We start from the raw sequence: 23404 nt of genomic DNA on the forward strand, positions 1-23404 counted from the left end.
GCATCGCAAGGAACTGTTATGTCGACTAACGCTAGCCAGGACCGCGTTGACGACCTAACCGCCAACGACCCACAGTTCGCCGCCGCCAGGCCCGACCCAGCGGTCGCCGCCACCCTTGCCCAACCCGAGCTGCGACTGCCCCAAATCATCCGAACTGCGCTAGAAGGTTACGCACAGCGGCCGGCACTAGGCCAGCGTGTCGTCGAGTTCGTCAAAGACCCGAAGACCGGACGCACCTTGGTGGAGCTACTCCCCCGCTTTGAGACCATCACCTACCGCGAGCTAGGCGACCGCGTCGGAACTCTGGCGCGCGCCTGGATACACGACGCACTGCACACCGACGACCGGGTTTGCATCCTGGGCTTCAACAGCGTCGACTACGCCACCATCGACATGGCGATCGGCATGATCGGCGCCGTGTCGGTTCCACTGCAGACCAGCGCGGCGATCACCCAGCTACAACCGATCGTGGCCGAGACCGAGCCCAGCGTGATCGCAGCGAGCGTGAACCAGCTGCCCGACGCTGTCGAGCTGGTCCTGAGCGCCAGCCTAGCACCTGCACGGCTAGTCGTGTTCGACTACCACCCGGAGGTGGACGACCAGCGCGAAGCCGTCAAAGCCGCCCACACACGGTTGGTGAACACTGCAGTCATCATCGAGACCCTGGCCGACGTGTTCGACCGCGGCAATAAACTGCCTGCCACACCAATCACCGTGCCCGATGACGCTGATGACCAGTTAGCCCTGCTGATCTATACATCCGGCAGCACTGATGCCCCCAAAGGCGCGATGTATCTACAGAGCAACGTCGGCAAGATGTGGTGTCGGACGAGCAGAAACTGGTTCGGGCCGACCGCCGCGTCGATCACGCTGAACTTCATGCCAATGAGTCACGTCATGGGCCGTGCAATCCTCTACGGCACGCTCGGCAACGGCGGCACAGCCTACTTCGCAGCCCGCAGTGACCTTTCGACGCTGCTGGAAGACCTCGAGCTAGTGCGCCCCACCGAGTTGAACTTCGTGCCGCGCATCTGGGAGACTCTATTCGGCGAATTCCAACGCCAGGTCGACCACCGGCTCACTGCCGACAGCTCCGCCGATCGTCATGCCATAGAAGCCAAAGTCATCGCGGAACAGCGACAATGCCTGCTGGGCGGGCGGTATATCTTCGCCATGACGGGTTCGGCGCCCACCGCCCCGGAGTTGAAGCACTGGGTCGAGTCTCTTCTCGAGATGCATCTGTTGGAAGGCTACGGTTCCACCGAGGCCGGCATGGTCTTGTTTGACGGCGAAGTGCAACGTCCGTCGGTCATCGACTATAAGTTAGTCGACGTTCCAGATTTGGGCTACTTCAGCACCGACCAGCCTTATCCGAGAGGCGAATTGCTGCTCAAGACCCAAAACATGTTCCCCGGCTACTACAAGCGGCCTGAGGTCACCGCAACCGTGTTCGACACCGACGGGTACTATCGGACCGGAGACGTCGTCGCCGAAACCGGTCCTGACCGGCTGGTGTACATCGACCGCCGCAACAACGTGCTGAAGCTCGCGCAGGGTGAGTTCGTCACCGTCGCAAAGCTCGAGGCGGTCTTCGGCAATAGCCCACTGGTTCAGCAGATCTACATCTACGGTAACAGTGCATACTCCTACCTGTTAGCGGTTGTGGTGCCGACCGAGAATGCATTGGCTACCAATGATAGTGAAGTGCTTAAGCAGCTGATTGCCGATTCACTGCAGGACGTCGCGAAAGAGGCCAGCCTGCAATCCTACGAGGTGCCACGCGACTTCATAGTCGAGACCACGCCGTTTAGCCTGGAGAACGGTCTACTCACCGGCATTCGCAAGCTGGCGTGGCCAAGACTGAAGCAGCACTACGGTGCGCGGCTCGAACAACTCTATGCCGATTTGACTGAAGGCCAGGCAAATGAATTGCACGCGCTTCGGCAAAGCGGGGCCGACGCGCCGGTGCTACAGACGGTGAGCCGGGCCGCGGGCGCCATGTTGGGTACCGCTATCACCAATCTGTCGCCGAGTGCATATTTCACTGACTTAGGTGGAGACTCGTTGTCCGCGTTGACATTCGGTAACCTGCTGCGAGAAATCTTCAACATCGATGTACCGGTAAGCTTCATCGTGAGCCCGGCCAACGACTTGGCGGCGATCGCCAACTACATCGAAGGCGAGCGGCAGGGTACGAGGCGACCCACCTTCGCGGCCGTACACGGTCGCGACGCTGTCGAGGTGCACGCGCGTGACCTCACACTGGACAAGTTCATCAACGCCGACACGCTGTCTGCAGCGTCATCGCTGCCAGAGCCCAGTCTCGAAGTGCGCACCGTGCTACTCACCGGCGCAACGGGTTTCCTGGGGCGCTATTTGGCCCTGGAGTGGTTAGAGCGGATGAATCTGTTCGGCGGCAAGGTAATCGCCCTGGTGCGGGCCAAGTCCGACGAAAACGCTCGGGCGCGGCTCGACAAGACCTTCGATAGCGGCGACCCCAAACTGCTGGCGCACTACCAGGAACTGGCCGCCGACCACCTGGAGGTCATCGCCGGCGACAAGGGCGAAGCAGACCTGGGCTTGAATCGGCAAACGTGGCAACGGTTAGCCGATGCTGTCGATCTGATCGTCGACCCTGCCGCCCTAGTTAACCACGTGCTGCCGTACAGCGAGCTATTCGGCCCCAATGCTCTGGGCACCGCGGAGCTGATACGGATCGCGCTGACCAGCAAACAAAAACCGTACATCTATGTGTCGACAATCGGCGTAGGTGATCAGATCGAGCCGGCGAAGTTCACCGAAGACGCTGACATCCGAGTCATTAGCCCGACGCGCAACAACAACAACAACTATGCCAATGGCTACGGCAACAGCAAGTGGGCCGGCGAGGTGCTGCTGCGTGAAGCCCATGACTTATGCAATCTGCCGGTAGCTGTCTTCCGCTGCAACATGATCATGGCCGACACCAGCTATGCCGGTCAACTCAACGTCCCTGATATGTTCACTCGAATGATGCTGAGCTTGGCAGCCACCGGCATCGCACCCGGCTCGTTCTATGAGCTAGACGCCGAGGGCAATCGGCAACGCGCGCATTATGACGGTCTGCCTGTGGAGTTCATCGCCGCAGCGATCTCCACCCTGGGAGCCCAACACCGACACGGTCGTGATGGGTTCACAACCTATCACGTGATGAACCCGCATGACGACGGCATCGGGATGGACGAGTTCGTAGACTGGCTCATGGCCACCGGCTGCCCAATACAGCGCATCAGCGACTACGGAGAATGGCTGCGGCGGTTTGAGACTTCACTGCGCGCCCTGCCCGAAAAGCAGCGACACAGCTCACTATTGCCGTTGTTGTACAACTACCAGAAGCCTGAGAAGCCGCGGCATAGTTCGCTGGCAACTACAGAACGGTTCCGTACAACCGTTCAAGACGCCAAAATTGGTCAGGACAGAGATATTCCGCATATCTCACCGGCAGTTATCGCCAAGTATGTTCGCGATCTGCAACTGCTAGGATTGCTCCGAGCTTAGACCGGTCGATCCTCGCCAACCCATGCCGTCGGTGCCGGTGTGTCAAGCAACCTGAGGACTTCCGGAAAACCTCAGATCACGGCCGCGTGAGTCGCTGTTGCTGTGTGTGTTGAACACAGCTCAAATACTGTGTGAAATGACCAAATTGACTGAGGGTTCCCCTGTGACGCAGGTAACGTTTCGGGAACTGCTTGGGAGGTTGGATGACCGTGAGATCAAGAGGCCCGATATGTCGTCTTCTGTGATCATCGCACCTGAGGCTTTTGCCGCGGCGGCAGCACCGTTGACAACGGAGACTGTCCCGTTTGGTAGCGATGCAGTGTCGGCCGGCTATCACGAAGTTGTGTGGCGCCTACGCGCAGGATTTGCAGACGTTGAGTGCACGTACGGCGCTGCTTCATGAACAGTTTGTGCCGGCCTTTGAGCGGAGGCACGTACGCCGAGGCAGCGAACGCCTCGGCACTGCAGGAGTTGTTGAATGCGGTGAGCACGCCGACTAGGATTGTTGCCGAGCTGTCCACAGGTTGGCTAACGACGCGGATGGGATAGCAATAAATCCCATCGGCATCACAGGTTACTGCACGGGTTGGCTGGCAAGCAACGCCAGTAACGACGGCATTGGAGCTGCCAACCGCGTCAACGGTGGAACCGGGGACTTGCTTTTGGCGCTAACGGATCGAACCAAACGCCACAACCTATTCGAACAACCCCGGTTGACTCACCCCGGCTGGCGGCGTCATGCCCAGGTGCGTCCAGGCCTGCGCCGTGGCCATCCGGCCGCGCGGAGTTCGCGCCACCATGCCGGCGCGCACTAGAAATGGCTCGCACACCTCTTCTACAGTGGCCACCTCCTCCCCGACCACCACCGCTAACGTCGAAACCCCAACCGGGCCGCCACTGAAGCTACAGGTCAGCGCCGACAGTACCGCCCGATCCAGTCGGTCCAAGCCATGCTCATCGACGTCGTAGACCGCCAGTGCTGACTTCGCGACATCGCGGGTGATGACGCCGTCAGCGCGCACCTCGGCGAAGTCACGGACCCGGCGCAGTAATCGGTTAGCGATCCGCGGCGTCCCACGCGAGCGTCGAGCGATCTCCGCGCTCGCCTCAGCGTCCAATTCGATGCCCAGAATTCCGGCCGCGCGAGCTAACACCCGCTCCAGCTCGCCAGGTTCGTAGAAATCCATGTGCGCAGTGAACCCGAATCGGTCACGCAGCGGCCCGGTCAGCGCGCCGGACCGGGTGGTCGCACCAACTAAGGTGAAGGGCGCGACTTCCAGGGGAATCGATGTCGCCCCAGGGCCTTTACCGACGACCACGTCGACCCGAAAGTCTTCCATCGCCAGGTACAGCATCTCCTCCGCAGGCCGGGCTATGCGGTGGATTTCATCGATGAACAACACGTCGTGCTCAACCAGGTTGGACAGCATTGCTGCTAGATCACCGGCGCGTTCCAGCGCAGGTCCGGAAGTCACCCGCAACGAGGAACCCAGTTCAGCAGCGATGATCATGGCCAGCGAGGTCTTACCTAGCCCCGGTGGGCCAGACAGCAAGATGTGGTCCGGCATGCCGCCACGGTTCTTAGCCCCTTCGATGACCAACTGGAGCTGTTCACGCACCCGCGACTGACCGATAAACTCCCTCAATGAGCGCGGCCGCAGGCTGACGTCAATGTCGCCCTCACCGACGGTCAGCGCCGGAGAAACATCCCGATCCACGTAGTCCTCGTTCATCGAGCCTTACCCAACAACGACAGGGCGGCCCGCAGAGCACTGGATGTCGTCGCGTCATAGCATTCGACCAGCACCTGGTCGGTTGCCTCCTCGGCTTGCTTGGCCGCAAAACCCAGCCCGACCAGAGCGTCAATCACAGGATTTCGCACCGCGTGGTCGTTAGCAGCAGCGCTCGCGGTTAATCCGGGTACCCCGACCACACCCACCTTGTCGCGTAACTCCAGCACCATCCGTTCAGCACCGCGTTTGCCAATGCCAGGCACCCGGGTCAGCGCGGCAACATCGCGATCGACCAGTGCCTGCCGCAGCGCCGTCGCGTCGTGCACGGCCAAGGTCGCCATGGCAAGGCGGGGCCCAACTCCCGACACCGACAACAACGTTAGGAACAAGTCACGGTTCTCGGTGTCGGAAAACCCGTACAACGTCATCGAGTCCTCACGCACAACCATTGCGGTAACCAGTTGGGCCTGGCTGCCCTGTCGCAGCGTTGCCAACGTCGACGGTGTGGCGTTGACCCGGTAGCCAATGCCGGCGGCTTCAATGACAGCATGGTCAAGTGCCACCTCGAGCACCTCACCGCGGACTGAGTAGATCATCGGGCGCTCTTAACCTTGCCGGCCACCTTGGCCCGATAAGCCTGACGATGTTGCACGGCCAGAGCCTCGGCCGTAGCCATCCGCGTGATCATCGGCGCTCTCCAGCAGTGGCAGATTGCCAGGGCCAACGCGTCGGCCGCATCGGCCGATGTCGGTTTAATTTGCAGCGCAAGGATTTTGGTAACCATCGCGGTAACTTGCGCCTTGTCGGCGGCACCATTGCCGGTGACTGCAGCCTTCACCTCGCTGGGGGTATGGAAGTGCACGTCAATACCACATCTCGCTGCGGCCAACGCGACCACCCCGCCGGCTTGCGCCGTACCCATCACCGTCGACACATTCTGCTGAGAAAAAACCCTCTCGATGACCATGACATCCGGTTGATGGGTGTCTAACCAGTGCTCGACGACATCGCTGATGGCGAGCAACCGCTTAGACACCGGGGTGTCCGATGATGTGCGCACCACGTCGACATCCAACGCGACAACGTGGCGACCGCGTCCATTTTCGACGACAGACAACCCGCACCGCGTCAACCCGGGATCGACACCCATCACGCGCATCACATGCTCCCCATCCAGCACCGAACATTTGTTCGGTAGTCTAGCGGCCAACCTCGACAGCATCGGGTAGGACACGCGGTGGCACGGCTTGCCGGACGTCCCCATAACACCGGTCGAACCCACCAAAAACTGTTAATTTAAAAACTGTTAATTTAATGTACGCACTTGTAATTTAATGTACGCACTTGTAATTTAATGTACGCACTTGTAATTTAATGTGCGCACTCGCCGTCCGGCACAGAAAGGTCTGTGTGGAATCACTGCTGTTCCCTCTTGCCGCGGTGCTGTTCATCGCATCCATCGTTACTCTCGTAACGGCTTTGCGGCGACCCAAGACACCGACCCAGCCAGGCTGACGTTAGGACCCGCTTGCCGTTAACGCGATGCCGCAATTCGGGCCCCGACAACTCGACCCCAGGGCCATCGTCAGCTATGGCAACGTCGACTACGTAGTCCACCGGATCGATCACCTACCGTGAAAGCCTCTTCATCTGGCGGGAGCATTTGCTGGTAAAATAACAACCAGCCGATCTGGTTCAGTGTCGAAAACAACTATGGATGTCTCAAATTGGCGATGTGGGCTACCCGCGAAGACCTCGAGTCGTTGCAGCCCGACGACCAACACGTTGTCGACGGCGTGACGTTTAACGAATCCGAGCGTGACCGCACCAGCTATACCACCAAAGGCACGGCAAGCCTGCCATCCGGCGAGGAGATGAACTTCGCTGCCTACGCCGACGAGACCACGCTGCTGTCGTTCGAGCGCTGGGCGCCAAGCATGTCACAGGAAATACCGACCGGAAAATCTGTGCTGGCCGACAAGCTCACCGTTTACCACGCGCCCCCGACATGGCCAGCTACGTCCTGGAACACCCCGGACCGAAGCATCCTGCTGCTGGAGGTCCTCAACGCATCGCATGTGGCGACAATCGAACACTCCAGCTGCCACTTCTCTGAGCAGATCTCCCGAACTGTCAGCAGCTCTGTAAACGATCTGCCGGAGTACGCCGACACGGCCGGCTACCTTCTTCACATCCCGCACCGATACGCACGAGGAAGAGACGTTTTGCTGGCTCGCACACGAACGCGCACAGCCAACCGGGTGGCTTGACAGCATGTTCCTCGGCGATGATGCCGCGTCGACCGCCCTTGCCGCCGAACCCGACAGTATCGGCTGAGACGCTGGCGGACGTGGCGCCTGTATCCGCGACATCCCTTGGATACCGGCCGCGTTGGCCGTTGCCGCCACCGGTCGCTAATTTTCGGGATTCATATTGCTGAAACAGAAATATCAGCTCGTATATCGCATCATAAACGAGTCCTGGCCTACGGTGGTTTAGGCGGGTTTGCCCTGTCGCTGGTGCTACGCACCGGTCGCCATATGTTGCTGTTCAACCTTAGCAACAGGGCCCAGCGGTAAGTACCCACCGCAGGCAGCAGCTTGGTGTTGTGAGGAGAAACTCTTATGATTAATGTCTCTATAGACTTAGAACTACTCGGAGCAGCAGTCGCCGACCTGGAAGGCATCGCTGCGCAGCTGGTTTTCAGTAATGTCGAGGCGACCTCGGCAAGGATCGGTACCATGCCTGCGGCCACCGACGAGGTGTCAGCACTTAACGCGGTGCGCAAGGCGAGCTACATCAAGCTATCGCTGCTGAGGCAGCAGTGCTGCATGAGCAGTTTGCCAACGCCCCTGCGGCTGGTGCGGATTCCTAATAACCGGCACCGAGGCCGCCAACATGGCGATAGCGGCGGCTCCGGAGTGCCACCCACTGGGATAACGGCTCACAGGTTTCACTAGACGATACCGTTCTGCATATCCCCATAAATGCGACTGCCGGTAAAGCCCCACCGACATCGGTCAACACTGGAGTGGTGACGGCAAATCTGCCGCAGATGGCAATGGGCGCCGCGGTCGCCAACCCGGGTAACTTGCCGACCACCCGAGAAATGATCGCCGCGGAGCTGGCGCTTTTCAAGGAATTGCCTGGTCGGTATGAGGACGCCGTGTGACTGGACGATCACGTCACCACGGCAGCGCCGAGGCGCATTACGATTCGGCCTGGGGGTTTGGTCCGGCACTGGGAGGGTTTTTACACTTTGAAACTGGGGAGCCGGCGGCGGCTTTTGATCCGACTAAATCCTGACCCAGTGTGTACGGCCGTGGCTCAATTCGTCATCAAGAGCGGCCAGCACCCTGTCGGATACGTCGACATTGGTCCAGACATTCTGCACGTCGTCGCTGTCCTCCAGCGCGTCGACAAGCTTGAATACCTTACGGGCGCCATTGAGGTCGACGGGCACGCTGACCGACGGTTGGAAACTGGCTTCAGCCGACTCGTAGTCGATGCCGGCATCCTGCAACGCGGTGCGGACCACGACCAGATCACCTGGTTCGGCGATCACCTCGAAGCTGTCACCAAGGTCATTGACCTCCTCAGCGCCGGCGTCTAGCACCGCGGTGAGCACATCGTCTTCGGTGAGACCGTTCTTCTCCAAGGTGATCACACCCTTGCGGGAGAACAAGTAGGTCACCGACCCCGGATCAGCCATGGTACCGCCGTTGCGGGTCATCGCCACCCGCACCTCACTGGCTGCGCGGTTGCGGTTATCAGTCAAGCATTCGATCAATACCGCCACACCATAGGGTGCGTAGCCCTCGTAGATGACGGTTTGCCAATCGGCGCCACCGGCCTCCTCGCCAGCGCCGCGCTTGCGTGCCCGTTCGATGTTCTCGTTGGGTACCGAGCTCTTCTTCGCTTTCTGGATAGCATCGTAGAGCGTTGGGTTACCCGCTGAATCACCGCCACCGACACGCGCCGCAACCTCGATGTTTTTGATCAGTCGGGCGAACATTTTGCCGCGGCGGGCGTCAATGACGGCCTTTTTGTGCTTTGTGGTGGCCCACTTGGAATGGCCGCTCATTGGTGTGTAGTACCTCGCTCTATAGCCTGAAAGTCACCCAAAAGAGTGTACGTGCCGACCGGCGCTGGCCGCCCGCTTCCTAAGTCCGAAACGTCACAGAATTTTTAGGACATGCCGGCTTGAAGCAGTACTAGAGCGCATGTGCTAACACTACTTTAAAGCGTTTCACCACCCATCGAAAGTATAGATGCTGCTGATGTGCGTGTTCTAGGCACTCAGACGACTCCGGTGACAATGTCGACGAATAGCCGATGGATGCGGCTGTCACCAGTCATCTCCGGGTGAAACGCCGTGGCCAACACCGGACCCTTCCGCACCGCGACGATGTGGCCAGCAGCTCGAGCCAGCACCTGCACGCCGTCGCCAACCCGTTCCACCCACGGTGCACGGATGAACACCGCGCGCACCGGATCAACAAGACCGGCGAACGCAATATCGTCTTCAAAAGAATCGACTTGGCGCCCAAAAGCGTTACGCCGCACCGTCATATCGACTGCGCACAGTGGCAGTGCTTCCCGCCCGCCCGCGCCAGCATTGAGGATCTCACTGGCAAGCAAAATCATACCGGCGCATACGCCGTAAGCCGGCAGCCCATCAGCCAGCCGCGCCCGCAACAGCTCCAGCAAGCCGCAGTCGAGCAGCAGGTGGCTCATAGTGGTTGATTCCCCACCGGGAATGACCAGCGCATCAACTGCATCCAGCTCGCCGCTGTAGCGTACCGGCATGGAGTCAGCTCCAGCTTCGCGCAGCACCGCGAGGTGTTCACGGGTATCACCTTGCAGCGCCAAGACACCAATCCTCGGAAGATTCACAACGCGCTCACTGTGGGGTCGGCTGGTATCCGTGGGGAAACCGGGTCAGCCCCTCCTGCATGACGGCGGCCACCATCGCCCCGTTTCGGTCAAAGATCTTGCCTTGGGTTAGCGCGCGGCCGGCTTGCGCGGACGGCGACGACTGATCGTAAAGCAGCCATTCGTCGGCGCGAAACGGCCGCATGAACCACAGCGCGTGATCCAACGATGCCACCTGAAGAACGTCGCACTCACCCGGATGGATCGACCACGCCGTGCCCAGCAACGTCAGATCGCTTATGTAGGCCAGCGCGCAGATGTGCAGAACCGGGTCGTCAGGCAATGGATCGCGATGACGGAACCACACCTGCTGCTGGGCAACCTTGCCCGGTTTAGGATCGAGTAGCTTACGCGGCACTCTGCGCAGATCCCATTCCTGAAACTGCTTGATGGCCTCGCCGTCGAACGCCTTCATGCGACTGACCTTGGGCAGTTCCTCGGGGTCCGGCGCCGGCGGCATCTCGTCCTGGTGGGCGAGGCCCTGTTGCGGCGTCTGAAACGACGCCGACATATGAAAGATGTTCTGACCGTGCTGCACTGCGCTGACGCGGCGGGTGCAAAAAGAACCGCCGTCGCGGACATGCTCAACTAGAAAGACAGTAGGCGCGCCTGCGTCTCCCGGTAACAAGAAGTAGCTGTGTAACGAATGCACACGATACCGCTCGTCGACCGTACGCACCGCCGACACCAGAGATTGCCCTGCCACCCGACCGCCAAAAGCGCGGTTCCGATTTTCCGGTGCCGGGCTGGCTACGCCGCCACGGAAAATGTTGACCTCGAGCTGCTCCAGGTCCAGGATTTCCTCGATTGCCACGACCCGTTTTTACCAGCCCCGCTGGGCCAGCCGATCGGACTGCGCGAACTGCTCAACATTGATGCCTACCATCGCCTCACCTAGCCGGCGCGAAACCTTGGCCAGCACATCAGGATCGTCGTAGAACGTGGTGGCCTTAACGATCGCTGTAGCACGCTGTGCCGGATCGCCGGACTTAAAGATGCCTGAACCCACAAAGACACCCTCAGCACCGAGCTGCATCATCATTGCCGCATCGGCGGGCGTGGCAATTCCACCTGCGGTGAACAGCGTAACCGGCAGCTTGCCTGTCCGGGCCACTTCGACGACGAGCTCATAGGGTGCCTGCAATTCCTTTGCCGCAACATACAACTCGTCCTCAGACAACGACATCAGCCGGCGGATGTCACCTACGATAGCCCGCATATGGGTGGTTGCGTTGGACACATCACCGGTACCGGCTTCGCCCTTGGACCGGATCATCGCTGCCCCCTCGTTAATGCGCCGTAGCGCCTCACCAAGATTGATGGCTCCACACACAAACGGCACGGTGAACTTCCACTTGTCGATGTGATGGGTGTAGTCGGCGGGAGTAAGCACCTCGGATTCGTCGATGTAGTCGACATTCAAGCTCTGCAGGATCTGGGCCTCGACGAAATGTCCGATCCGCGCTTTGGCCATCACCGGAATCGTGACCGCGGCAATGATGCCCTCAATCATGTCGGGGTCGCTCATACGCGACACCCCACCCTGAGCGCGGATATCGGCGGGCACCCTTTCCAGCGCCATCACCGCGACGGCACCGGCACCCTCGGCGATTCTGGCCTGCTCGGGAGTAACGACGTCCATGATGACGCCACCCTTGAGCATCTCGGCCATGCCGCGCTTCACCCGCGCCGTTCCGGTCTGGCCGGAAACCAACTGAGCCTGGTTCGACTGTGCGGCACTATCCACGAAACTTTTCTCTCCCTCAACATTATCTGCTTAACCCACTCTAGTAGTGGTTAAGAAACGAGCTTTGCCCTGCTCAACGAATCGACAGCAACACGCCGGCGCTGCGCGTAGTTGCCGTGCCTGCCGCGTTACCGGTCGAGATATCCGCCAATTGGTTGGCCGCGGGCAGGAGTTCACCCAGCTGCCGCGGGTAAACCTGCTCACCGGACGCCACCAGCTCCGCAATGTCATTGGCATCGCACCAACGCGACCCGTGCAGGTAGCGGTGTTCCAACTCGGTCCGCCCCACGCTAGACGGCTCAAATCGCCGCGTGCGGTACACCAAGTAGAATTCTTCACTGTCGACCATCGAACCGTTGAACTCGAAAATCGCGTCGCGCCGCCAAATAGGTCCGACCATATCTGCCGGAGTAACCCGCAGGCCGGTTTCTTCGGCTAGCTCCCGCGCTGCGGCCGCCGCCAACCGTTCGCCCGGTCGCACTTCGCCACCAACGGTGATCCACCACCTGGGTGCGCGGCCGTTGGTAATCGTCGGATCCGAACCGCACAGCAACAACACCGCCCCGGTTTCATCAAGGAGCACCACCCGCGCCGAGGTCCGCTGGTTCAACACACCATGATCACTGTGCGCCAACGCGTGGTGTCGCTCGACGATCTCAAAATAGGTCGGCAGCACAGCGGTCCCACCAAGCCGTAAAGTGCGTACCAGACGTCGTTCGCCCAGTGTGAGGGTGTCACGGACCGCATCGTTGTGGAATCGACGGGCCAGCACCACGCGGGCTTCAGCGTCGGCCAACTCTGCTATTAAAGCCGCCGGCAATAACGCCGGATCAACCATCGCCAACGCGGCCGAGAGCTCGTTTTCCGCGTTTTCTCGCGCATGCCGAGGGGCGCACTCAGCGGCGTCGGCCAGCGCCTCCAACCGCCTGCCCGGTACAGCACCGCCGTACGCATCGATCGCCACAGCACGTGCCACCACCGCGCGCCGCGCCAATGCGCCATCTAGAGCTTGCCACGACAGATCATAGCGAACGTGCAACCGGTCCAGTCGATTGGCCGTCTGATATCCCCAACTGCCCGCCACCATGGCCAGCATTACCAGCACCACGATCGTCAGCATCAGCCACGTCATCAGCTGGCCACCTGGACCTTGACACCCGACGCGGCGACCGTCTCGTACACCCTCATGATCTGGCTAGCCACCACCGACCAGTCATAGCAGCGAACCGCTTCAGCACCGGCAGCCACGTAACGCTCCCGAAGCACGCCGTTACGCAGCAACACAACAAGTGCATCGGCCAGCGCGAAGCTATCGCCTGCCGGCACCAGATGTCCGACTTCGCCGTCACGCAGCACACGGCGAAACGCATCCAGATCACTGGCCACCACCGGAGTGCCAGCGGCCATAGCCTCCAGTAGGACAATACCAAAACTCTCGCCGCCGACATTGGGCGCGCAGTAAACGTCAGCACTGCGCATCGCCGCGGCCTTTCCGGCGTCATCCACCTGGCCCAGAAAACGAAGATGCTCCACCAATCCGCCTGCTTGGCTGCGCAATTGCTCCTCATCCCCGCGGCCGACGATCAGCAGCTGCACGTCGCCGAAGTGCTCGACCACCCCTGGTAGAGCATCAAGCAGGACCGGCATGCCTTTGCGCGGCTCATCATAGCGGCCAAGGAACAACACCGTCTTGCCGGGACGCGGATACCCCTCTAGCCGGGGCGCCGAGGCCAACGAATCGACGTTCACCCCGTTGGAGATCTCCACCGCATCGGACCCCAACGTCTCCATTTGCCAACGCCGTGCCAAATCGGACACTGCGATCCGGCCGATTATCTTCTCGTGCCAAGGTCGCAGTACACCTTGGAATACCGATAGCGTTAGCGACTTGGTAGTGGAGGTATGGAATGTCGCCACGATCGGTCCCTCGGCTACCCGCAACGCCCACATCGACAGGCTGGGCGCATTCGGCTCGTGCAAGTGAAGCACGTCAAAATCGCCGTCCACCAACCAACGCCTGACCCTGCCGTGTACCGCCGGACTGAACTGCAGCCGCGCCACCGAACCGTTGTAGGGAATCGGGATAGCCCTACCGGCGGAGACGACATAGTCGGGCAGCGAAACACCCGGCGACGCCGGCGCCAGCACACTGACCCGATGCCCACGCACGCGCATAACCTCAGCCAGCTGCAAGACATGCGATTGCACCCCGCCCGGCACATCAAACGAGTACGGACAGACCATCCCGACCCGCATCAAACTTCCCTCAATGTAGCCTCAACTGAACTCACCTGGTATCGGACAGATCGGCCAACCACTGCGACTGCAGCATGTGCCAGTCGGCGGGGTGGGCTGCGATGTTCTGGGCGAACTGGTCAGCCAGCGCCTGAATGATGGCGCCAACATCGCCACTGGTGCAATCCAGCGCTGGGTGTACCGAAAAGCCCCAACCACTACCCTGGAACCAGCAGTGCACCGGCAGCAGTACGGCCCCGGTCTCGATCGCGAGCTTCGCCGGACCCGCAGGCATACGGGTAGGCTCACCAAAGAAATCGACCTCAACGCCTGTACGAGCGAGATCGCGCTCGGCCATCAGACACACTACACGGTTGGCCCGCAACCGCTCGCATAGCAGTTCGAAAGGTGGTTGTTGGCCTTCGGACAGGGGAAGCACTTCGAAACCGAGGCTCTCACGGTAGTTGATGAAACGCCGATACAGCGACTCGGGCTTGAGTCGTTCCGCGACGGTGGCGAAGGTGCCGTGGGACTGCGCCAGCCACACGCCGGCCATATCCCAATTGCCGCTGTGCGGCAATGCCAGCACAACACCGCGCCCAGCATCCAAGGCCTCGGCGACGCGGTGCAGGCCAATGCCATAAGCTTCGACCTGCTGTGCCACCACGTGGGGATTCATCGTTGGCAGACGAAACGCTTCCCGCCAGTAGCGAGCATAGGACGCCAGCGAAGCGCGCATCAGTGCATACGGCACGTCAGCCGGTCTCACACCAATGACGCGGGCCAAATTTCTGCGCAGCTGATCGGGCCCGCCGTTACGGGCCACGTAGTGCGCTCCGCTGTTGAATGCGGAGCGTACGGCAGACTCCGGCATCGCGCGCACAACCAACCAGCCAGCCGCATACGCCCAATCGGTGGCCCGCCCGGTCATTAGGCGACGCGGAACCCTGATCATTTTCAACCCCTCCGCGCTAGCCGTCACGGCTCGCACGCTCCCAGGTTTCCAGGACCGGGCTGTGCCCCATTCGTCGCATCAGTACCGTCACTGGGGCCGCCTGGTCCAACAATGCGATCGGCCGCCCCTGGCGAGATGCGCACTGTGTGCAACCGTTGCACACAAGTGATGACGCTAGCGCCCGCTAGCAGCCACATCGCCACCGGTAACGCCCACGGCAACAAATACACCGGAAAGTCCGATAAGCCCGTGCCGACGAGCACGATGATCAAACGTTCCGGCCGCTCGATGAGGCCACCATCGCCGCACAACCCGCTGGCTTCAGCCCGGGCCTTGATGTAGGAAATCACCTGTGAAGTGACCAAACAGATCAAGGTCGCCACCGCCAGATGTTTGCTGTGCAGGCCGAACGCCGACCACCACAGCAGCCCACAGAACACAGCGCCATCACTGACACGGTCGCAGGTCGCATCGAGCACCGAGCCGTATCGGGTGCCGCCGCCACGTTCCCTGGCCATCGCCCCATCGAGCATATCTAAAAGCACGAAGAACCAAACCACCAGCGTGCCAAAGAATAGCTGTCCGATCGGGAAAAGTATCAGCGCCCCTGTCACGACCACGATGGTGCCCAAAATGGTGACGGCATCCGGCGTCAAACCGATCCGCAGCAACGCTCTTGCGGTCGGAGTCGTGAGCCGCGTGAACGCCGCCCGGGACAGGAACGACATCTTGCTCATAAGCTTCGCTCTGCATCGTCGCCACCGCGGCTCATGGCTGCTTTGCCCACTCCGTCGCAAGCAGCTGCCGAGTATCCCGCAGCAACTGCGGGATCACCTTGGAGCCGCCGATAATGGTGATGAAGTTCGCGTCGCCACCCCATCGCGGCACGACATGCACATGTAGGTGCTCGGCAAGCGACCCACCCGCCGATGTTCCCAAGTTCAGACCCACATTAAAGCCATGCGGCCGAGATGCGTTCTTGATAACGCGAATCGCCTTCTGGGTAAACGTCATCAACTCCGCACTCTCCGCGTCGGTCAAGTCCTCAAGCTCGGAAACCCGCCGGTAGGGCACCACCATCAGGTGCCCAGGGTTGTACGGGTAGAGGTTAAGCACTGCATAGACAAGTTCACCTCGAGCCACCACCAAACCTTCCTCATCAGACAGCTGTGGAATCTCGGTGAATGGCTGCGCCGAAATGGAGTTGTCGCGATTGACTGGCGCTTCGGCCAGATAGGTCATTCGGTACGGCGTCCATAGCCGCTGCAAGTGGTCGCGTTCGCCGACGCCTCGGTCCAAGATGGTGCCGTCTGCGTGATCAGCAGGTTCGTCGGGTTTTTCCTGCTCACTCACCACCGGTTACTTTCACCGACTCAGCAGTGGGAGAAGCGTTCTGACGGTCGTCGATCCAACCCACGATGGCCTTGATGGCATCGTCACGGACGACACCGTTGATCTGCGTGCGATCACCGAAACGGAAGCTCACTGCTCCGGCCTGCACGTCGCGGTCGCCGGCCAACAACATAAACGGCACCTTCTGGTTGGTGTGACGAACGATCTTCTTGGCCAACCGATCGTCGTTGGTATCCACCTCCACCCGTACTCCACGCAACTTCAGTTGTGCAGCAACCTCTTCAAGGTAGGAGACGTGCTCATCGGCGACCGGGATACCAACCACCTGAACAGGAGCTAGCCAAGCAGGAAACGCTCCCGCGTAGTGTTCGGTGAGGATACCAAAGAATCGTTCGATTGATCCGAACAGCGCCCGGTGGATCATGACAGGGCGCTTGCGAGTCCCGTCTGCGGCAGTATACTCCAGTTCGAACTGCTCGGGGAAGTTGAAGTCCACCTGGATAGTGGACATCTGCCAGCTGCGGCCCAGGGCATCACACGCCTGCACCGAGATCTTCGGGCCGTAGAACGCGGCACCACCTGGATCGGGAAGCAACTCGAGACCCGAACCCCAGGCAACCTCCGCCAGTGCAGCCGTGGCTTCGTTCCAGATCTCTTCGGAGCCAACGAATTTATCCGGATCTTTAGTAGAAAGCTCGAGGTAAAAATCTCCTAGCCCGTAGTCGCCAAGAAGATCCAAGACGAACCTGAGCAGCGACGCCAGCTCGCCGTGCAGCTGCTCGCGGGTGCAAAAGATGTGTGAGTCGTCCATAGTGAACCCGCGAGCACGAGTAAGCCCATGCACCACACCGGATTGCTCATAGCGATAGACTGTGCCAAACTCGAAGAGCCGCAACGGCAGCTCCCGATACGAACGCCCGCGCGACCGGAAAATCAGGGTATGCATCGGACAGTTCATGGGCTTGAGGTAATAGTCCTGTCCCGGCTTACGGACCGTGCCATCATCGTTGCGCTCGGCGTCGAGATGCATCGGTGGAAACATTCCTTCGGCGTACCAGTTCAGGTGACCTGAAGTGAGGAACAACTGCGCCTTGGTGATGTGCGGAGTGTTGACAAATTCGTAGCCGGCTTCGATGTGCTTGCGTCGGGAGTATTCCTCCATTTCCCGACGCACGATACCTCCTTTGGGATGGAAAACCACTAAGCCGGAACCAATTTCGTCGGGGAAACTGAACAGATCCAGCTCGATGCCCAGTTTACGATGGTCGCGACGCTGGGCCTCAGTAATCATCTCAAGATAGCGGTCGAGGGCCTCCTGCGACTCCCACGCGGTGCCATAGATTCGCTGCAGGCTGGCGTTCTTCTGATCACCCCGCCAGTACGCAGCGGAACTTCTGGTCAGCTTGAACGCGGGGATGTGCTTGGTGGTCGGGATGTGCGGCCCGCGGCACAGGTCACCCCAAACACGTTCCCGGTTGCGAGCGTTAAGGTTGTCATAGGCGGTGAGCTCGTCACCGCCGACTTCCATGATCTCGGCATCACCGGATTTGTCATCAACAAGTTCCAGCTTGTATGGCTCACTGGCCAACTCGGCACGAGCTTGCTCCTTAGATTCGTAGACCCGTCGCGAGAACAGCTGTCCGTCCTTGACGATCTGCCGCATCCGCTTTTCCAGTGCCTCCAGATCTTCAGGTGTGAACGGTTCAGCCACGTCGAAGTCGTAGTAGAAGCCATCAGTAATAGGTGGCCCGGTCCCCAATTTGGCTTGCGGGAACAGGTCTTGGACAGCTTGAGCCAAAACATGTGCCGTCGAATGCCGAATGACACTGCGACCGTCGTCGGTGTTGGCGGGCACTGGAGTGACCTCGACGTCGACATTGGGTACCCAGTTTAGGTCGCGCAATTTACCATCGGCGTCGCGCACCACCACGATCGCGTCGGGAGCACCACGCCTCGGCAACCCAGCCTCGCCGACCGCGACAGCCGCGGTAGTCCCGGCAGGAACCCGAATTGGGACTTGCGGCGACCGCAAGCCCAACGTAGCCGAGCGCAGCAGGTCGCAGCCATCGGCTCCAGGGACGGGGTGTGCGGGGGCGCTCATCGGGTTGGTCTCCAAAACGTATTTTGTAACGGGGTTGCAGTGGTGAGGTAGCTGATAACGGTTGCTATGGTATCGGGGCGGGCTTTGAAGAGCCCAAGGCGATTAAGGGTCGGGTGCGTTTCAATCAGTCCACATGATGGCTGGCCGGGCTTAAGCCGCACAAACTAACGCGTCGGCTTCGACCGTCGTCAGATTTTGCCGACCACCGCCTTGCCTACCGAGGCCTAGGCCACTGACGTGATCACTGAGCCCCAGCAACCGAAAACATCTCGAACTTGTCGTCGGAAAGACTGATCTCAGCGGCGACGTTCTCCTTTAGGTGCGCCATCCGTGACATGCCCGGAATCGGCAACATAACCGGCGACCACTTCAGCAACCAGGCCAGCGCCAGCTGCGACCAGGTTGCGTGATGGTCGGCGACGATGACGATACGCTGCCCTGGGCCGCCCGGAGCCGCCAGTGGTCCCGCAGCCAGCGGGAACCACAGGATGAAGCCGGATACCCCAGCCGGTCACGGCATCCAAAAGTGGTTCGGCAGCTCGGGCCGACAAGTTTTACATGTTCTGGACCAATGCAATCTCGGTGATCTGCTGGGCCGTGGTGAGTGAATTGAGGTTGACCTCGGACAGACCAATACGGTGGATCTTGCCTTCGTTTTTCAAGGTGAGCAGCTCGTCCACTTAGTCGGCCAGTGGAAAGTTCGGGTCGATCCGGTGCAATTGAAACAGATCGCTGGTGCCGACACCAAGGCAGCACAGGCTCATCATCCAGTTCTTGGCGCAGGTCGTTCGGATTACCTAGCTGGATCCATAAGTCTGAGCCGGTCCGCAGTAACCTGGCTTTGGTCGCGCTCATCAGCCGGTTGTAGGGCACAGCTCCTCAGCGATGATCTCCTCGGAGATGTAGGGACCGTAGGAATCAGAGGTGTCGATGAAGCCCCCCGGCTTGACGACGCACCGCAGCACCTGCACGGCCTCGTTGCTGTCAACGGGAATACCCCACATCCCCTTACCCGTTGGGCGCGTCACACCATAACCAAGTCGGTTGACTTTCAAGTCACCACCAAATCGTGAACGTTCCGGATGCCTGAACTAAAGCTTGCGAGTTCTGCGCGGTCACTAGCTACAACCGTATGTCAGAATCGCCACATTTCCGCGCACGGCAAATTGAGCGGGTGCACCTAGATGCGTTTGCGGAAATACCACTGAGCCCACTCCAAGGTGGGCAAGCCACAGCCGGTCAGCTACCGCCAGTATAACCACCTGGACATGCAGACGATAATCATCACGGGACAGCAACATTTCGAGCAAGCCACCCATGCCATCCTGCGCTAGAGCATGCACCGCGCAACTGACCTGCGCGTGCAAACCACCCCTGTGGTGTTTGCGGAAGTATCCGCGTTATCTTGACCCGTGACTTGGTAGAAAAAGATTAGCGAGTAATTACTTTACGTCTTACCGCCAAACGCTATGTGCACACGATGTGACACGCCGAGGTCGGTTAATGACGTCCGGTACTAACGTCATATACGTCCTATGTCAGCCGGGCAAAGGCGCCCACCAACAACCTGGAGTCGCGCTGTGCTATGTCATAATAGCCCGACAGGATCAGTAGGTCGACGATGATTCCGGCCAGCCAGACCACGACCACTTAGGCGCCGAAGTGAAACACACGTTAACGCGCAGCACCTGCAGCTCTGCCTCACCGGGGCTGTCGTGTTCCGGCAGATTATGACCGGCGAACAGAGGCAGCACAGTCTGGCGAAGCTCGCGTTAATGACCACCGTGGGTGGTATGTGCGGCCCGCCTGCTGTGCAACTATTGAGGTTCAGCTAATTTTTCGGAGACCAAGCTTATCGGCGAGATGGATTCCATGTTGCAGTCCTCTGGGCGGTGGGTTGGCCGATTCGGCTGGTTAGTACTGGCTAGTATGGAGTAGGTTCCCGCGAGTGACGCGACCTCCTTGATCCTCTCCAAACCGAGATAAACGTTCCAAAAGTTACTATAGACGCACGTGGCCGCGAAGAAAACGAAGAGCATCGTCGTCCGGCGAGCACCGTTTTGGAACGACGGGTTAATCGGAGCGCACCGCGATCATCTGAATGGCCAGCGCGACCAAAGCAACTGAAAACGCCCTAATGATCCGTCCCAAGTATCGGACCGGTTACCACAATCACCAGTATGACAACGGCAAAACCGGCTTTCATGGCATTGAGGGCACGGAACGCCAAATGGCCGATGCCGATGCCGAGTCCGATCTGCAGCGTCTACGTTTGGCACCCGAAACATTCAGCGGATCAAGGCCGAGCGCCGGTTCCTGATCCTGGTGTATGATGGAGGGTAGAATTCTAGAGTGGCACGCAATCGCGACAAGACAGATATTCAGAACCCATCGAAGCCGATTTCGCTCTCCGTGCTCGACAACGTCATGAAGGCCTGGCGAGCCAATGTTGACAACATATGCACAGACCACGCTTTGCGGTTCCCTGTCAAGATCACCGCGCTAGACGTGCGCCCACTTATCTGTGTGACCGCTATAGCTGAAGGAGCACATCCTCAGCACATTCTACGTGGACAGCAAGGTCATGGAAGTGAAATTCATCGAGGAATCGCAGAATCTTCTGCACACCTTCGCGGACCAAGCGGTAATCGCCATCGAGAACATCCGGCTTTTCGACGAGGTCGCCGAGTCGTACTAGGCGGAGAAGAGCGTCCGCTAAATGGTTCCAGAAGTATGTTGCTCGCTGAATATCGTGCGCGAGCACGCTAACGGTCACCTACAACGCATGATCGACACCGTTTTCGACGAGGACAGAATCATAGACAAGTTCATCGGCGATGCCATGATGGCCGTCTTCGGCGCACCGATACCACAAGGTAGACGACGCCCACCCGCGCCGTTCACGCGGCGATGTGCATTATGTGAGGAAATCGATCGCTTCAACGAAAAGCACAGGACAAAAGGCAGCGTCGAAATATACAGCGAAATCGGACTCCGCACTGGCTCGCTGATCGCCGTAAACATCGGCTCCGACCGCAAGATAAGTTTTGGAATACACCATGATCGGCGACACGGTGAATGCGACTAAACTGGTCGAGGCGCTCAATCGGCAGGTTGAAACGCATATCACGCATCGCATATCACTCATCACTGGTAGAGTGTTTTCGAGACGACTGATGTAGCATTGATCACTTACACGCATCCACCAAGGAGCCTATCCTGTTCGTTACCGCATCCGCTAAAACTCAATTTGCCGGACAGTAAACATGATTAGGCCGAAGCAAACGGCAATCACGTGCAGCTGCCCTGCGTGAGCACACTCATGAATAGCTACACTGGGCGTGTGAAAGAATGCCGCGGGTGTGGCGACGGCCTCCTGGTAAATCTTCAGCCGACAGGCTACTATCCTAACTGCCTGCGGTTGGAATGCGTCAGCACGCCACATGCAGAACATCACAATGCGCCAACTCAACGCTAAAAACCTGCGGCGCGCATACGGGTCAGGCATCCTTGACACATGGACGTAGATGCCCTGCTGCAGTTAACTCCGCCGCTTGCAGTGTACCTGCTGGTAGGCGGCGTGGTCGGGGTCGAAAGCCTGGGCATACCTCTACCGGGAGAGATCATGCTGGTTAGCGCGGTACTGTTGTCGTCGCGTCACGACCTGGCGGTCAGCCCGATCGGTGTCGGTGTCGCCGCCGTGATTGGCGCCGCAGTCGGCGATTCAATTGGCTACACCGTCGGCCGCCGATTCGGAATGCCGATCTTTGATCGCCTTGGCCGGCGGTTTCCGAAGCACTTCGGTCCCGGCCCTGTCGCACTAGCCGAACGATTGTTTGACCGCTGGGGTGCTCGAGCGGTTTTCTTCGGTCGTTTCATCGCGCTGCTGCGCATACTCGCTGGGCCGCTAGCGGGAGCATTGAAAATGCACTACCGGCGCTTCCTCGCTGCCAACGTTTCGGGCGCCATCTGTTGGGCAGGCGGCACTACCGCGCTGGTCTACTTCGCCGGAGTAGCCGCCGAATGCTGGATGGAACGGTTCTCCTGGGTCGCGCTCGTCATCGCCGTGGTGGTCGGTATCATCGCCGCAGTCCTACTGCGCGAAAGAACGTCACGCGCAATCGCTGAACTCGAGGCAGAGCCACTACCGCATAACCGGTACCACCACCCCTAAGGCTGTTTGACGCCCATCATAAGGCTAGCTAGCCAGCTTCCGGCACGGACTAGTGCTGCTTGATAGAGAAATGCGGACCATCTCCTGGACACGGCGTATCGCGGCCTTGGAACCTGCGTAAAGGACATCAAAGATCACCAGCATGCGACGATAAAAAGTGACCTACGCACACCAGCCTGCTCAATTACCTCGTCGGCGCTTTCCGCTCCGACACCACACCGACTGAACAGCTTGTACGCCGTATTCACAGTCCGCTCACGAACCCAGAGCAACGAGCGTTACGTCGAACGCTCGTGATTGCAATCCTCGCCGCACCCACCGAACACCGACATAACAGATTTCCTCGCTTCGTTATAGAAATGAAAGCATTGAATCACCGAAGTCTGTCTTTAGAGAACGCTACAAGCGTCCATTCTAGCATTGTAGCGTCAGTATTAGATAATCCATAATGCATTTTATCACGATAAATCCGTGCTCCACCCACTTAATACTAATTACGCTTGATATTCATTACAAGGTTCGTTTACGAGTTAAGGGATCCGTCAGAGCACACTGCGGGCAACCACCGATCACAGCGGCCCGGCGATGCCAATCAACACCGGCGATGAGGTTGACGCGCGCAATGAGCGCATCT

The 23404-nt window shown here is 59.5% G+C and carries 21 protein-coding genes and 5 pseudogenes; 9 read left to right on the forward strand and 17 right to left on the reverse strand.

Annotated elements, in window-relative coordinates:
- The first annotated feature begins 18 nt into the window (after positions 1–18).
- On the forward strand, positions 19–3537 hold the full coding sequence (gene car, locus MUBE_RS10980) for a carboxylic acid reductase (RefSeq protein WP_116540544.1): 3519 nt from the start codon (positions 19–21) through the stop codon (positions 3535–3537).
- Between the two features lie 163 nt (positions 3538–3700).
- On the forward strand, positions 3701–3940 hold the full coding sequence (locus MUBE_RS10985) for a hypothetical protein (RefSeq protein ID WP_133297105.1): 240 nt from the start codon (positions 3701–3703) through the stop codon (positions 3938–3940).
- A gap of 292 nt (positions 3941–4232) precedes the next feature.
- Here MUBE_RS10985 and ruvB read toward each other — a convergent pair whose 3' ends face one another.
- The 3 genes from ruvB to ruvC are packed head-to-tail and all read right to left on the reverse strand — an operon-like array spanning position 4233 to position 6429.
- Positions 4233–5270 carry a Holliday junction branch migration DNA helicase RuvB gene (gene ruvB / locus MUBE_RS10990; protein WP_116540546.1) on the reverse strand — a complete coding sequence of 346 codons (1038 nt, stop codon included), beginning with the start codon at positions 5268–5270 and terminating at the stop codon, positions 4233–4235.
- Entirely contained in the window at positions 5267–5866 is a 600-nt protein-coding gene (ruvA, locus tag MUBE_RS10995; RefSeq protein WP_116540547.1) for a Holliday junction branch migration protein RuvA, read from the reverse strand. The genes ruvB and ruvA overlap by 4 nt, the downstream gene beginning before the upstream one ends.
- Positions 5863–6429: a crossover junction endodeoxyribonuclease RuvC gene (gene ruvC / locus MUBE_RS11000; RefSeq protein WP_116540570.1), complete on the reverse strand. Its 567-nt coding sequence runs from the start codon at positions 6427–6429 to the stop codon at positions 5863–5865. Before ruvC ends, ruvA begins: the two co-directional genes overlap by 4 nt.
- Before the next feature lie 215 nt (positions 6430–6644).
- Here ruvC and MUBE_RS11005 point away from each other — a divergent pair.
- The 4 genes and pseudogenes from MUBE_RS11005 to MUBE_RS15960 form a co-directional block, all read left to right on the forward strand.
- Positions 6645–7276 (forward strand): annotated as a pseudogene (locus MUBE_RS11005) (DUF4178 domain-containing protein); the annotation flags it as partial.
- Between the two features lie 48 nt (positions 7277–7324).
- Positions 7325–7540: a DUF2617 family protein gene (locus tag MUBE_RS19505; protein ID WP_424399088.1), complete on the forward strand. Its 216-nt coding sequence runs from the start codon at positions 7325–7327 to the stop codon at positions 7538–7540.
- 354 nt (positions 7541–7894) lie between these two features.
- Entirely contained in the window at positions 7895–8230 is a 336-nt protein-coding gene (locus MUBE_RS11015) for a PE family protein (RefSeq protein ID WP_116540548.1), read from the forward strand.
- A gap of 74 nt (positions 8231–8304) precedes the next feature.
- Positions 8305–8442, forward strand: a complete 138-nt coding sequence (locus MUBE_RS15960) for a hypothetical protein (RefSeq protein ID WP_165849820.1) — start codon at positions 8305–8307, stop codon at positions 8440–8442.
- Positions 8443–8565: 123 nt separating this feature from the next.
- Here the strand turns inward: MUBE_RS15960 and MUBE_RS11020 are convergent, their stop codons facing one another.
- The 14 genes and pseudogenes from MUBE_RS11020 to MUBE_RS19510 form a co-directional block, all read right to left on the reverse strand.
- On the reverse strand, positions 8566–9354 hold the full coding sequence (locus tag MUBE_RS11020) for a YebC/PmpR family DNA-binding transcriptional regulator (RefSeq protein WP_116540549.1): 789 nt from the start codon (positions 9352–9354) through the stop codon (positions 8566–8568).
- 215 nt (positions 9355–9569) lie between these two features.
- Positions 9570–10166 carry a pyridoxal 5'-phosphate synthase glutaminase subunit PdxT gene (gene pdxT, locus MUBE_RS11025; protein ID WP_116540550.1) on the reverse strand — a complete coding sequence of 199 codons (597 nt, stop codon included), beginning with the start codon at positions 10164–10166 and terminating at the stop codon, positions 9570–9572.
- A 7-nt stretch (positions 10167–10173) separates the two neighbouring features.
- On the reverse strand, positions 10174–11019 hold the full coding sequence (gene tesB, locus MUBE_RS11030) for an acyl-CoA thioesterase II (RefSeq protein WP_116540551.1): 846 nt from the start codon (positions 11017–11019) through the stop codon (positions 10174–10176).
- 9 nt (positions 11020–11028) lie between these two features.
- The gene (pdxS, locus tag MUBE_RS11035; protein ID WP_116540552.1) at positions 11029–11952 is read right to left on the reverse strand and encodes a pyridoxal 5'-phosphate synthase lyase subunit PdxS; all 924 of its coding nucleotides are present in this window, start codon (positions 11950–11952) and stop codon (positions 11029–11031) included.
- A 73-nt stretch (positions 11953–12025) separates the two neighbouring features.
- The gene (locus tag MUBE_RS11040; RefSeq protein WP_116540553.1) at positions 12026–13084 is read right to left on the reverse strand and encodes an NUDIX hydrolase; all 1059 of its coding nucleotides are present in this window, start codon (positions 13082–13084) and stop codon (positions 12026–12028) included.
- Complete coding sequence (locus MUBE_RS11045; RefSeq protein WP_116540554.1) at positions 13084–14208, reverse strand: glycosyltransferase family 4 protein; 1125 nt, start codon at positions 14206–14208, stop codon at positions 13084–13086. Before MUBE_RS11045 ends, MUBE_RS11040 begins: the two co-directional genes overlap by 1 nt.
- A gap of 31 nt (positions 14209–14239) precedes the next feature.
- Positions 14240–15142: a phosphatidylinositol mannoside acyltransferase gene (locus MUBE_RS11050; protein WP_424399089.1), complete on the reverse strand. Its 903-nt coding sequence runs from the start codon at positions 15140–15142 to the stop codon at positions 14240–14242.
- A 23-nt stretch (positions 15143–15165) separates the two neighbouring features.
- The gene (gene pgsA, locus MUBE_RS11055) at positions 15166–15879 is read right to left on the reverse strand and encodes a phosphatidylinositol phosphate synthase (protein WP_116540555.1); all 714 of its coding nucleotides are present in this window, start codon (positions 15877–15879) and stop codon (positions 15166–15168) included.
- 31 nt (positions 15880–15910) lie between these two features.
- Positions 15911–16495, reverse strand: a complete 585-nt coding sequence (locus MUBE_RS11060) for an ATP adenylyltransferase (RefSeq protein WP_116540572.1) — start codon at positions 16493–16495, stop codon at positions 15911–15913.
- The gene (gene thrS / locus MUBE_RS11065; protein ID WP_116540556.1) at positions 16488–18596 is read right to left on the reverse strand and encodes a threonine--tRNA ligase; all 2109 of its coding nucleotides are present in this window, start codon (positions 18594–18596) and stop codon (positions 16488–16490) included. The genes MUBE_RS11060 and thrS overlap by 8 nt, the downstream gene beginning before the upstream one ends.
- 241 nt (positions 18597–18837) lie before the next feature.
- Positions 18838–19715 (reverse strand): annotated as a pseudogene (locus MUBE_RS11070) (aldo/keto reductase).
- Positions 19715–19963 carry a hypothetical protein gene (locus MUBE_RS15965; protein ID WP_165849821.1) on the reverse strand — a complete coding sequence of 83 codons (249 nt, stop codon included), beginning with the start codon at positions 19961–19963 and terminating at the stop codon, positions 19715–19717. The pseudogene MUBE_RS11070 and the gene MUBE_RS15965 overlap by 1 nt, the downstream one beginning before the upstream one ends.
- 267 nt (positions 19964–20230) lie before the next feature.
- Positions 20231–20413, reverse strand: a pseudogene (locus MUBE_RS18210) (cupin domain-containing protein); the annotation flags it as partial.
- A 227-nt stretch (positions 20414–20640) separates the two neighbouring features.
- Positions 20641–20862: pseudogene (locus MUBE_RS19510) on the reverse strand (hypothetical protein); the annotation flags it as partial.
- A gap of 303 nt (positions 20863–21165) precedes the next feature.
- Between MUBE_RS19510 and MUBE_RS19070 the strand changes: the two are divergent.
- The 3 genes and pseudogenes from MUBE_RS19070 (at position 21166) to MUBE_RS11100 (ending at position 22780) form a co-directional block, all read left to right on the forward strand.
- Positions 21166–21294: a hypothetical protein gene (locus MUBE_RS19070; protein WP_279386719.1), complete on the forward strand. Its 129-nt coding sequence runs from the start codon at positions 21166–21168 to the stop codon at positions 21292–21294.
- A 54-nt stretch (positions 21295–21348) separates the two neighbouring features.
- On the forward strand, positions 21349–21684 hold the full coding sequence (locus tag MUBE_RS11090) for a hypothetical protein (RefSeq protein WP_165849822.1): 336 nt from the start codon (positions 21349–21351) through the stop codon (positions 21682–21684).
- Between the two features lie 429 nt (positions 21685–22113).
- Positions 22114–22780: pseudogene (locus tag MUBE_RS11100) on the forward strand (DedA family protein).
- The last annotated feature ends 624 nt before the right edge of the window (positions 22781–23404 follow it).

The sequence above is a fragment of the Mycobacterium uberis genome (assembly GCF_003408705.1).
Lineage (GTDB): Bacteria > Actinomycetota > Actinomycetes > Mycobacteriales > Mycobacteriaceae > Mycobacterium > Mycobacterium uberis.